At 73.0% G+C, this 11,904-nt stretch carries 9 protein-coding genes; 3 read left to right on the top strand and 6 right to left on the bottom strand.

What is annotated here, in order from left to right:
• Positions 1 to 26: 26 nt before the first annotated feature.
• The 4 genes from ETAA1_RS21650 to ETAA1_RS21635 are packed head-to-tail and all read right to left on the bottom strand — an operon-like array spanning position 27 to position 3,467.
• On the bottom strand, positions 27 to 683 hold the full coding sequence (locus ETAA1_RS21650; protein WP_145242181.1) for an RNA polymerase sigma factor: 657 nt from the start codon (positions 681 to 683) through the stop codon (positions 27 to 29).
• On the bottom strand, positions 680 to 931 hold the full coding sequence (locus ETAA1_RS21645) for a hypothetical protein (protein WP_145242179.1): 252 nt from the start codon (positions 929 to 931) through the stop codon (positions 680 to 682). The genes ETAA1_RS21650 and ETAA1_RS21645 overlap by 4 nt, the downstream gene beginning before the upstream one ends.
• A 21-nt stretch (positions 932 to 952) precedes the next feature.
• Positions 953 to 1,816 carry a hypothetical protein gene (locus ETAA1_RS21640; protein WP_145242177.1) on the bottom strand — a complete coding sequence of 288 codons (864 nt, stop codon included), beginning with the start codon at positions 1,814 to 1,816 and terminating at the stop codon, positions 953 to 955.
• Positions 1,817 to 1,868: 52 nt separating this feature from the next.
• The gene (locus ETAA1_RS21635; protein ID WP_145242176.1) at positions 1,869 to 3,467 is read right to left on the bottom strand and encodes a serine/threonine protein kinase; all 1,599 of its coding nucleotides are present in this window, start codon (positions 3,465 to 3,467) and stop codon (positions 1,869 to 1,871) included.
• 297 nt (positions 3,468 to 3,764) lie between these two features.
• Here ETAA1_RS21635 and ETAA1_RS21630 point away from each other — a divergent pair, with 297 nt between their 5' ends.
• Together ETAA1_RS21630 and ETAA1_RS21625 are read left to right on the top strand one after the other, a co-directional pair.
• Positions 3,765 to 5,639: a M6 family metalloprotease domain-containing protein gene (locus ETAA1_RS21630; protein ID WP_145242174.1), complete on the top strand. Its 1,875-nt coding sequence runs from the start codon at positions 3,765 to 3,767 to the stop codon at positions 5,637 to 5,639.
• A gap of 91 nt (positions 5,640 to 5,730) precedes the next feature.
• Entirely contained in the window at positions 5,731 to 6,087 is a 357-nt protein-coding gene (locus ETAA1_RS21625; RefSeq protein WP_145242172.1) for a 2Fe-2S iron-sulfur cluster-binding protein, read from the top strand.
• Positions 6,088 to 6,090: 3 nt separating this feature from the next.
• Here the strand turns inward: ETAA1_RS21625 and ETAA1_RS21620 are convergent, their stop codons facing one another.
• Positions 6,091 to 9,891: an outer membrane protein assembly factor BamB family protein gene (locus tag ETAA1_RS21620; protein ID WP_145242170.1), complete on the bottom strand. Its 3,801-nt coding sequence runs from the start codon at positions 9,889 to 9,891 to the stop codon at positions 6,091 to 6,093.
• A gap of 78 nt (positions 9,892 to 9,969) precedes the next feature.
• On the opposite strand from ETAA1_RS21620, the gene ETAA1_RS21615 reads away from it, so the two are divergent.
• Positions 9,970 to 11,337 carry a c-type cytochrome gene (locus ETAA1_RS21615; RefSeq protein WP_145242168.1) on the top strand — a complete coding sequence of 456 codons (1,368 nt, stop codon included), beginning with the start codon at positions 9,970 to 9,972 and terminating at the stop codon, positions 11,335 to 11,337.
• 53 nt (positions 11,338 to 11,390) lie between these two features.
• Here the strand turns inward: ETAA1_RS21615 and ETAA1_RS21610 are convergent, their stop codons facing one another.
• Positions 11,391 to 11,834 (bottom strand): hypothetical protein, encoded by a 444-nt coding sequence (locus ETAA1_RS21610; protein ID WP_145242166.1) that lies wholly within the window; start codon positions 11,832 to 11,834, stop codon positions 11,391 to 11,393.
• Positions 11,835 to 11,904: the final 70 nt, after the last annotated feature.

The raw sequence follows: 11,904 nt of genomic DNA, 5'->3' as shown, positions 1-11,904 counted from the left end.
CAGCCCGCTCACGCGGGCCGCTCGCCTTACTCTCCCGCCCGCAGTTCCGGGAACACGTCCGCCGACAACTGGGCCGCGGCGAGCGTGTCGTGCAGCCGCCGCTTCGCCTGGAACTTCAGGTTCGCCACCTGCTGCTCGGTGATCCCCACGCGGGCCGCCACGTCCTTGTTCGCCCACCCCTTCACCAGCAGCAACTCCAGCGTCATCACGCTCACGAACTCGCCCTTCGTCAGCCACTCGCGCACCAGCAGCGTCAGCGCCCGGCCGAGTGCCTCCTCCTCACTGTCGCGGCGCTCGGCGCTGCGGGCCAGGCTGCTCGCCGGCCGCTGCCGCTCGTCCGCAGCGCGGTCCATGCCTTCTTCCTCGGCGTCGCCACCCGGCTGCACCGGCCGCCGGCCGACGCGGCGGAGGTGGTCCGTCACCTTGTGCGAGGCGATGGTGAAGAGCCACGTCTGGAGGTCGCGGCGGTCGTCGAAGTTGGACAGGCTGTTGCCGAGGCCGACGAACGTCTCCTGCACCACGTCGTCGACCGCGGCCTGGTCCTTGAGCCGCCGCCGCACGTACGCCGCGAGCCGGCCGCGGTAGCGGGTGAACAGCTCGTTCCACGCCTCCTCGTAGGCGCGGCTCTTACGCGGGTTCTCCTTCACCCGCTGCACCAGCAGGCGGTCGGACTCGGTGGTCATCGGGCGGCCCGGGGTGCGGGGTGGGTGCGGCGGCGGTACAGGAGCCAGCCGACGCTCAGGAGGGCGATCGCCGCCCACACGGCGGCGAACCGGTAGCCGCGGGTGGGGTCGGCGGCCGCCACGAGGGCGTCGGGGGCGACGACGCGGACGGTGTCGCGGAAGGTGGCGGCGCGGTCGGGGCTGTCCGCCTCGGCGGCGGCGCGGAGCAGGGCCGGCACGGGAAGCACGGTGAGGAGCCGCCGCGCCATCGGTGCCCCCGGGCGGGAGGGTCAGGCGAACACATACGCCGCGACCGCGCCGCCGGCCAGGGCCGCGGCGACGAACGCCAGCCAGCTCGTGAGATACCCCTGCGACCACGCGTCCAGCCGCAGGAACACGAACCCGACCGAGGCGGCCGCGGCCAGCAGCCCGAACAGCTTCAGGCCCCCCGCCACGCGCTCGCGGCCGCGGATCTCGCGCACCTGCTCGGCCGTCGCCTCCAGCGTGTACTCCACGTACACCCGATCGGACGCGTACCCGACGCGGGCCAGGGCGGTCTTCTCGGCCTCCGTCGGCGGGCGGACGCGGCGCTCGCCGCGGAGGAACTCGGCCTTCACCGCGGCCGGGCTCGGCGAGTAGTCCAGCGGCGGGTCGAGCTTGGCGAACGCCTCGCGGATGCGGGTCGCGGCGGCCTGGATGGTCGCCTCCTCGGCCTCGGCCTCGGTCGGCAGCGGCAACTCGCTCGCCACCCGCTCCCGGACCAGCACCGACCCGCTCGGGGGCGGCACCGGCTTCACCGCCAGCTCGACGCGGACGACTTGTTCCGGCGGCGGCGGCGGCGTGGGGGCGGGCGGTGGGGTCGGCGCCGGCGGAGGCGCCGGGGTCGGCGTGGACACGCGCTGCTCCGGGTGCAAGAAGACCTCGATGCCGGCCTTCACCCGCGACGCCAGCGTCTTCTTCTCCAACTCCGGGTGCGCCGCGACCTCGGCCGTGGCCGCGCCGACTGCGGCGGCGACGGCCAGGTTCTCGGCCAGCCTGCGATTTTCCTGCGCCTTGGGCGTGCGCGCCCCGCCGTCGGCCGGGGTACGCGGCCCGCCGCACCCGGCCAGAAGGGCGGCGAGCAGGGCGACGGCGGTAATGCGAATCCTGTTCATGCTGCCTTCCGGAGCAAAGCTCGCCCAATCTGACGGGTCCGGCGTTGTGGCCTTATGCGTACTGCCGGCGCCGCGGGGCCGGGCCGCGCACCACCTGCGGCCGCGGCGGGGGCGGAGGCGGCGCCTGCCACGGGCTCACCACCTGTACGGCCACCGACGCGATCACCAGGGGAAACACGCTCAGCATCGCCGACGAGTAGCCCCACGGCCACAGGAACAGCAGCACCCCGCCGGCCAACCCCGTCAGCACCACCCGGCCGAACTTGAACCGCTCCTTCCGGTTGCGGTTCGTCATGCCCCACCACGGGCACGCGGCCACGGCCAGGCCGTAGTACAGGGCGTACCGCGTCGCCGTGCTGAACAGCTCCGGGCTCACCCGCGCCCACGAGCCGAGCGTCAGGTCGCGGCCCGTCTCCACCGCCGGGCCGGCGCTCGGCGCCGACCAGCCGTCGAGCCAGAAGGCGAACCCGCCGAGCGCGAGGCCGACCAACAGCATCTGGAACTTCCGGCCCCAGCCCGAAGCCTTGTCCTTCGGCGTGCGGGCGACGGAGAGTGCGCCCCAGCTCAGGGCGGTGGAGAGCAGGATCATCCGCCCCAGCAGCGACCACGGCTGCGGCGCGCCGAACAGCACGAACGGGGCGGTGCAGAGGCCGGCCACGACCGGGGCCAGGGCGAACGCCCCGAGCCGCTGCGTCAGCCACGTCCGCACGCCGACCGGGATCGGGCCGGAGGCGAACCGCGGCGACGGAGGCGCCGCCACCGGAGCGACACGCGCGTCGGGCAGCGGCCCGGCGGGTGGTGATGCCACCGGCACGGCGGTTGTCTTCAGCAGGCCCACGGGCACGGCCTTCGTCACGGGGTCGGAGCCGACTTCCTCGACCGCCCGCACGAACTCGCGCATCGTCGGGTAGCGAACGGCCGGGTCTTTTTCCAGCGCCCGGCCGACGACCGCGCGGTACGCCGCCGGCACCTTCGCCAGGTCCGGCGTGTCCGTGAGGTGCTTGACCAGCACCTCCATCGGCGTCTGCCCCTCGAACGGCGGCAGGCCGGTCAGCATTTCGAACAGCATGACCCCGCAGGCGTAGATGTCGATCGACTGGGTGTAGTTGCCGCTCTTGATCTCCGGAGCCATGTAGTGCGGGGTGCCGACGCCCTGCGTCAGCTCGCCGCCCTGGCTCAGGCTGATCCGCCGCGACAGGCCGTAGTCGCCGATCTTGAGGTGCCCGTTCTCGACGAAGATGTTCGCCGGCTTCAGGTCGCGGTGGACGACGCCTTGCTCGTGGAGGTAGGCGACGCCGCGGCCGATGGCGGCGAACCATTCGCGGACCAGGTCGCTCGGCAGGCCGGTGGGGTACCGGTTGATCCACTGGGCGAGCGACTCGCCGAACACGTACTCCATGACCACCCACTTCGCGCCGCGGTCGTCGGTGCGGAGGTCGTAGAGGTGAACGAGGTTCGGGTGCTTGAGGTTGAGGCAGTGGGCGATGCCGCGGAGCTCGGCGTCCTGGTGGCGGAACAGGAGCTTGAGCGCGACTTCCTTGCCGGCGTCGGAGACGGCGAAATAGACCTCGCCGAAGCCGCCCTGGCCGACGCCGCGCTTGATGGTGAACCCGTCCAGCGGGCGCTGTCCGGATCGGTGGGTGAACTTCATCGCCACGCGCGCCCCCGTGCGAAACCGGTCCTCCGGTTCTTACTCTGGAGGTTCGCCGCCCGGGGCGGAATATTGGGCGCCGCGGGCGGGTTGGGAAGAAGTATACCAGAACGCCACCCCCGGTGTCGCTCCAACACTAATCTGTGTCATTGACTCAATGCGTGCCTCGACCCCCCGGGGGGGAACGTGACACACAATGCACCCGGTCCGAATGACGGGCCGCGCCCCCTCTCATTTCCGCTTCACCTCCGGGGGGCTAAAACCGCCTTATCCCCTCCCGGCACCAGGGCTCGCGCCATGACACGCACCACGCTCGCCTCCGCGGCGCTGCTCGCCGCCGTCGTCGCCGCCGTCGCGGCCGACCCGCTCCCCGTCGCCCCGCCGCCGCGCCCCGGGGTCGATCTCACCGGCTACCGCACCGTCGCCGACGCCGTGAAGGCCGACCCCAAACTGTTCGCCGCCAGCGCGTCCGCCGCCCCGACCGCCGCCGGCTACCTCGGCCTGCTCGTCGTCGGCAAGGACGGCCAGGCCGTCGTCGACGCGGTGGAGCCGGACTCGCCGGCCGAGGCCGCCGGACTGAAAGTGGGCGACGTCGTCGCCGCCATCGACGGCACCCGCTACACGTCGCCGACTGCGGTTCAGGACGCGCTCCGGTCGCGCCTGGCCGGCGAGTCGGTGAAATTGGCCGTGGACCGCGGGAGCAAGACCGTCCAGGTGGCCGCCACGCTGAAGGCCACGACCCGCCCGCTGGCCGCCGCCGGCCGGGCCGTCCTCGGCATCCAGCTGGGCGCGTCGAAGGGTGCGGGCGTGAAGCTGACCGACGTGACCGCCGGCGGCCCGGCGGCCGCGGCCGGCCTGAAGGCCGGCGACGTGATCGTGAAGATCGACGGCAAGGACGTGGACGGCGACACCGCCTTCCGCGACCTGATGGCCGACCGCCGGCCCGGCGACCGGATCAACGTGCTGGCCGAGCGCGACGGCAAGCGCGTCGAGGCCCAGCCGACGCTCATCGCGGAGGGCGTGATTCAGCCCGGCCCCGGGGGGAGGGGCGGGTGGGACGACCGGATTCCGTCGGCGTGGAAGAAGGGCACCTACCGCCTGGCGATCGTCGGCGTCGAGTACCCCGACGTGAAGCACAACCCGACGATCACCGACGCCGACTGGGAAGCGTCGCTGTTCAGCCTGGGGACGTACACCGACCGCAACGCCACCGGCGAGAAGGTGCACGGCAGCATGCACGACTATTACAAGGAAATCAGCTACGGCAAGCTGCACCTGGAGGGGAAGTTCCTGGGCTGGATGCAGATGTCGAAGAAGCGGTCGGAGTACACGTCCGGCGTCGGGGCCGGGATCGAGCAGCGCGAGAAGCTGGCCCTGCTGACCGAGTCGCTGACCAAGCTGACCGACAAGAAGAAGGACGCCCTCGACGGCTTCGACGGCATGTTCTTCATCTACGCCGGCGGGCGGGTGCCGAACGTGGCCCGGTCGACGATCTACTGGCCGCACCGGGCGAACGTGACGTTCGGCGGGAAGCGGTGGCCGTACTTCATCGTGGACGAGGGCGGCTCGAAGATGCGGAACATCAGCGTGTTCTGCCACGAGTTCGGCCACATGCTCGGCCTCCCGGACCTGTACGCCCGGCCGGAACTCCCCGGCTCGGAGGGCGTGGGGGTGTGGTGCGCGATGTCGAACCAGGTGGACACGGGTAAGCCGCAGCACTTCTCGGCGTGGTGCCGCGAGCAACTCGGGTGGGTGAAGCCGACGCTGATCGACCCGCGGGTGAAACAGAAGCTGGTGCTGGGGCCGATCGAGGACGACCCCACGCAGTGCGTGAAGGTGGCGGTGCGGGCCGACGGCAGCGAGTACTTCCTGCTGGAGAACCGCCAGAAGAAGGGGTTCGACGAGTCGCTGCCGGCGAGCGGGCTGCTGGTGTGGCGCGTGGTGAACGGCCGGCCGATCCTGGAGGAGTCGCACGGGGTGGAGGGCGCGAGCGGGCCGCGGGTGTACCTGGGCTCGGTGCCGTACCCGAGCCAGTCGAACACGGCGTTCACGCCGTACACGGTGCCGAGCAGCCGCAGCCAACTCGGTGGCGGCCTGCCGGTCCACGTGACGAACATCCGCCGCCTGCCGGACGGGCGGATCACCTTCCACATCGGGTACGAGTACCAGTAAGGGGGACAGCCGGGGGAAAGGTAACGGGCGTGTCGCGGTCCGCGGTTTGCTCGGCCGCCTAGGATGAGGTTACTCTATCCGGAGAATCGCCATGCCGATGTTGACCGTCGAAGGAACCGCCCCCGTGGACGTGCCGGCCGGCAAGCGGCTGGTACTGGCGCTCACCGACGAGGCTGGTGTCGACCAGTTACACGCCTGCGGCGGCAACGCCCGCTGCACGACGTGCAGGGTTGAGTTCGTGTCCGGTGAGCCGGACCAGATCACGGAGGCGGAGAAGGCGGTTTTGGCGGCGAAGGGGCTGACCGGCGTGCGGCTGAGTTGCCAGATGACGTGCGACGCCGACATGACGGTGCGGCTGATCTCGCGGCTGGCTGGCAGCGGCCGGGCCGACGCCGGCAAGCGGCCGACGGACGACATCGCCCCCCCGCCGGCGTGGACGACGAAGTGACGGCTACCGCAACCACGTCACCCCGGCGCCGGTGACCACCACCGCCGCGTTCCCCGCGGCGTGCGCCGTCACCCCGGGGCCGCGGGCGGTCAGCGTCACGCGCTTCAACAACTCGCCCGTCTCGGGGTCGAACAGCAACACCGGCACCGTTCGCTCGCCCCAGGTGTCGGCGAGCGTCTCGGCCAACAGCGGCAGCCGCCACGCCGTCGGCACGCGTGCGAATGACCGCACGACGCGCCTCCACACGTCGGCCACCGGCTCATCGGGGATCGCCTCCGCGGGGTAAGCCAGCACCACCTCGGTTCCCACCCGCACGTGCCAGCCACCGGCGCCGCGCAGCTTCGGTAGGTCGGCCGACCACGCGGCCGAGCCGTCCTCCTTGTCGAACGCTCGCAGCCTCTCGCCGACCGGCACGTACAGCCGTGAAGCGTCCGCGTCGATCGCCGACAGGTCGATGCGACCCGCGTCCAGGAAGAGTGGTTCCTCCCAGGCCTGCGTGCCGTCGAGCGACGACAACCGCTCCAACTCGCAGCCGTGGTTGCGGCGGACGAGCACGAAGGCGTCGCCGCCGAGCGCCCGGACGCGCGGCGGCTCGCCGCTCAAACTCGCGTCGCCGGTCGCGGCATACGTCCAGACCGTTTTGTCGAGCGACGGCCGGAACACCTGCACGAGCCCCGGCCCGTCCGAAAAAGCGATCCGGTCGCCGGTCAACCGCGCCGGCGGCGCCGTCCACAGCGCCCCGGCCGTGCGCTCGCCGTGGCCGGTCGGCACCGAGCCGTCGAGCGAGCGGCCGCCGCGGTCGCAGACGCAACCCGTCGCCACGTTGACGAACCACCGCCGGCCGTCGGACAGTTGCACCGCGGCGAGCGGCCCCGCGGCGTACAGGTGCGGCCCGAACGCCGGCACGCCCGGGAATACGACCGGCTCGTACCGCGGCCGGCCGTGCCCGCCGAGCACCCAGCCGACGCGCCGGCCGGCGAGGTCGAGGCCGACGAGGTGGTGCTCGCCGACGCGGGCGAGGAGCCAGTCGCCGGCTAGCGTGAACGCCGACAGGTGCGGCGGCGGGCGGCGCTCGCCGGTGCGGAACGGCACGCGGCCGGGGCGCTCCGGGAGCGCGTCGGTGGTGGGTAGGCGGAACACCCACTCGGCTTCGTCGCCGGCGCCGTACACGGCCACCGCGAACGGTCCCGCGACGACGAAGCCGGCGCCGAGGTCGGCGGCGTGCGTGAATAGATCGGCCGCGGGCAACCGGCGCGGCGCGCCGCCGGCGAGCGGCAAGGCGGTGATCTGTTGCGGGCTCGCGGCGAAGGCGTGGGTGCTGGTCGCGCCCGGGACGGGGGAAAGGGGGAACGTCGCCGGCGGGAACGGCACCATTCGGCGGACGCGGGCGTCGGCGCCGAGCGCGAAGGGTACGTCCGGGGTGACCGGTTGAACCGCAGGCGGAGCGCGAGCCGGGGTGCCGCGGCCGGCCTGGCGCGACAGCAGTTCGCGGAGCGTGACGAACTGCCCGTCGGCGGTCAGGAGCCATTCCGATCGAACGGACGGGGTGAGGAGCGCACGCACGTCCGGGGGCAGGTTCGCTTCTTCAGTCCCCGGCGGTGTCAGCAAGACGAGACGAGCCGCGGCGCGGGCGCGCTCCGCGGCGGAGCCCTTCGCCGCTTCGAGCAGCAGTTTCTCGGCGCCCGCACGGTCGCAGGCGGCGAGCCGGCGCTCGGCACCGTCCAGGAGGGCGTCGAACCGCGGCGGGCCGGGCTCGGAGCGCGGCGGTGGCGTGCGGTCCTCGGCGACATAGCCCATCACCTCCGTCGCGGTCACCACGACGAGCACGCCGTCGGCGTACGCCAGATTCCCGACCGGGCCCCCCGGCCCGAGCGGCGACGGCAGCGGCGGCGCCAGCGGGTAGCCGGTAGCCGAATTCAGCAACGCCAGCCCGGCCGACCGCGTCGGCCAGAAGACGACGCCGTCGGCAACGAGGCCGCGGCCGAACGTCAACTGGCCGCCGCCGTCGTGCTGCGCCCAGCCCTCCGGCGGCCGGTGCGAGCCGGTGGCCACGCTCAGCCCGCGGGCGCCGCGGAGCGGCCCGGTGACCGTTATCACGACGCGGCCGTCAGTCACGCCGAGAATCTGCGCCCCGTCGACGGGCGCGCTCTCCCACACCGCGCGGCCTGTCTCGGCGTCGAGGGCGTACACCCGGTCGGCGTCTGCGGGGGCGACGAACACCCGCCCGCCGGCCGCGACCGCCGGCGCCGGGTCGGCCGAGCGGCTGGCGTCGTTGGCCCGCTTCCCCGCCCGCGGGTAGGCGAAGCCCCACGCCCGCTTCCCGGTCGCAGCGTCCACCGCCACCACCGCCCCGGCGTTCGTCGCCAGCACCACGTTCCGCCCGGCCCGCGTCACCAACTCCTGCCGCGGCCGGCCCTCGGCCCCCACCGACAACGGACTGTCACTCACCTCCGTCACCCACGCCGGGCGCGGGACGGTGACGGCGTCGGCGGGGTCGTAGCACGCCAGCGCGTGCGCCACCCGGCCGCCGTCGAACCGGGCGAACGCGGCGTACAACCGGCCGTCGGCCGCGAGCGGGGCACCCTCCCACACGGCCGGCCCGCGGTTCTCGCCGGCGGCGGGCGGCGGCAGTTTCCACGCCTCCCGCAACGGCAGGGCGCTCGGCGCCGACCCGTCCGGCCGGGCGACTGCGGCGAGGGCGGTCTCGTCCGCCTTCCCGGCCTTCGCCTCGGGCGGCCGCACCGCCGCCGGCCCGGTCCGCTGGAACAGCCGGCCGGCGAACGCCGACAACGTGCCGCCGGCGTCGGTGTCGAGGTTCCGCACACCGCCGCTGTGAGTGCGGTCGCCGGTCTTCAGGTCGAACGCCTGGATCCGGTCGCCGGGCACGAACACCGTGCCACCGACGATGACCGGGTGCCGCGTCGGCGGGCGGAGGCGGCCGGGGAGGAACGCCATGTTGGCGTCCACGAGCGGCTTGCGCCAGGTCGGCGTCGGCGGCCATCGGTACGGCACCGGCCCGGTAACGCGGCCGGCGCGGTCGGGGCCGCCGCCGAACGTCGACCACGCGCCGGTCGCCGCGTCCGGCGCCAGCCGCGGCGGGCTGTCGAGCAGCGCCCGCAGCGTCACGGCGTACGGCCCGTTTCGGCCCGCGACCGGCCCGGCCGCGCCCGCGTGCCGCGCCTCGAACGCCTTCAGTTCCTCGGCCGCGCGTTCGAACTCGTGCTCGAAGATGACCGCGAGCACCACCCGTGCCCGCAGCGCCGCCGGGTCCGACGGCGGCGTCGGGTGCGCCAGGTCGGCGCTGCCGTCGGGGAGGAGCCGGCGCCACACCAACTCCGCGGCGCGGAACTCGCCCCGCTCGAAGAGCAAATCGCCGAGCAGCCGCCCGCCGTCTTGTGCGGGCCGCGACACGAAGTATCGGTCGAGCAGCTGCCAGAGCGGGAGCGGGTCGCGGTCGCGCGCCCCGGCGTCGAGGAGCAGCTTGGCCGGTGCGTCGACGCGATTCTGGTACGCCTTCAGGGCGTCGGCCGGGAGGCGAGCGAGGAGCCCGTGGGCCACCAGCCGGGCCGGGCGGAAGTGCTTGCCGTCCAGGCCGACGAGGTCGTCGCCGGCCTCGTCGAGCACGCGCTGCAAGTCGTCGGCCGCGTCGGCAGCCTTGCCCGCGAGGAGCTTCGCCTCGGCCTCCGCGAGCCGCTTGCGGGTCTGCGGCGAGTCGCCGCGGAGGACCGCCGGCTCGAGCGGCTGCTGCCCGCGCGCCGCGGTCGCGGCGAGGAGGAGGACGGCGACGGCGGCGCGGCGCGGCATCCCGCTATTCTTGACGGCCCGGCCGGAAACACAAGAATAGCCAAAGAAAAAAGTCGCTCCCGTCGCCCGTGGGTGGTCATGCGTCGCCTCCTCCTCGCGCTCGTCGCCGCCGCCACCGCCGCTGGGTGCGATAGCCCGGCTCTCACCGTCGACATCGCCCACATCGCGGACGCGACCACTGCCCGCTATCCCGTCCGCTCCGACCTGATGCCCGTCGGTGACCTCGGCGCCCCGCCGCGCTGGTACAGCGCCGGCGCGCCGCCGCTCCGCGTGCTGAAGCTCGACGCCGCCGCCCCGGACGCCGAGTTCGTGGCGCAGCTGAAGCCCAAGCTCGGCAGGGCGATCCTCGACCCCGAAAAGGATTTGACGCCGGAGCTACGGAAGGAGCTGGCCGCGTTCCTCGACGCCGCGTTCGGCACGCCCGCGGCCCCAGTCGTGCGCCCGGTGACGGTGAAGGACGCCGAGAAGCTAAAGGTTTACGAGGCGTACACCGAGGGCCGCGCGGGGAAGTCGGCCGCGCAGGCGACCGAGGAGGCGGCCACCGAGGCGGCGGCGGCCGTGGAGCAGCTGGGGCTGACGGACGCAGCGCTAGCCCGCGGCGCGGTGCTGTACCGCCGCTGGTGCGCCGAGTGCCACGGGCCGAGCGGGGCCGGCGACGGCATCCATGCTGTCGCGGGGACGGCGATGCCGCGCGACTACCGCCGCGGCGTGTTCAAGTTCGTGACCGCGTTCCCGCCCGGCACCCCGCGCAAGGGCGAACTCGGCAAGCCCCGCAAGGACGACCTCCGCCGCAGTATCACGAACGGCCTGCCGGGCTCGATGATGCCGGCGTTCGCGCAGCTCACCACGGCCGACATCGACGACCTGGCCGGGTACGTGATCCACCTCAGCGTCCGCGGCGAGGCCGAGTTCGACTGGATGACCCGGATGATCCAGCTGACGAAGAACCCGAACGAGGACGACCCCGACTACTCGCGCGCCCTCGGCCAGCAAACGCTAGCGCTGCGGGTGCTGCTGACGCTCGGCAACTGGGGCCGCGCGGAGGCGAACCGCATCCCGGTGCCGCCGGAGAACACGCCGACGCCGACGGACCGGCTGGCGTCCGCGGCCCGCGGCTTCCGCGTGTTCACGAGTACCTGCGCGAGCTGCCACCAAAACTACGGCCGGACGCAGCAGTTGAAGTTCGACGTGTGGGGCACGGTGGTGCAGCCGCGGAACCTGACGCTCGGGGTGTACCGCGGCGGCCGCCGCGGCGAAGACCTGTATGCCCGGGTGTACGCCGGCATTTATGCCTCGACGATGCCGGACTCGAAGGCGAAAGCGGGGGCGGTGCCGGCCGACCAGCCGGACGCGATCTGGGACGCGGTTCACTTCCTGCAAGCGCTCGCCGACCCGCGCGACCGGATGCTGCTGGGGCAGTTCGACCCGACGATTCGGATCGAGTAGTGACGCATGGCGAGTCGCCCGCTGCCTCGCGGCGGGCGGCTCGCCGTGTGTCACTACTTCGCCGACTTCTTCAACTCGAACGCGAACCCGTGCTTGCCGCTGAAGTCGGTCGGCTGCTTCTCCTTGTCCAGGCTGTACGCCAGCTTCAACGTGTCACCCTTCGCCGCAATCAGCCCGTAGGCCTGGGCGCCCTTGGCGTCGGCGAACGGCGGCGGCGCGTCCAGAATCTTCATCTCCATCTTCGTCGGGCTGTCGGTCCCCACGAGCTTGTACGCGATCACGAACCCCTTACCCTTCTCGCCGAGGAACACCTGCTTGGCGTCGATCGTCACCACCGTCGGCTTGCCGTCCTGGTCCACCTTGGCCTTAACCCCGTCTTTCACCCCGCCGACGATGGTGTAGGTTCCCTCGATCTTCGGGGCGGCCTTCTCGTCGGCCGTCACCACCCCGCCGAACCCGACAATCCCGGCCACCAGCACCGCGTACAGCGTTTTCATCAGTGACTCCGGCTCGTGTCTCGGCCGGGGCGGACCTGCTCCGCCCCGGCCGCGGGTGAGTGTACGTTCA

It is taken from the genome of Urbifossiella limnaea (assembly GCF_007747215.1).
Lineage (GTDB): Bacteria > Planctomycetota > Planctomycetia > Gemmatales > Gemmataceae > Urbifossiella > Urbifossiella limnaea.
The sequence above is the reverse complement of the archived record's forward strand: the minus strand, read 5'-3'. Positions and strand labels throughout refer to the sequence as shown.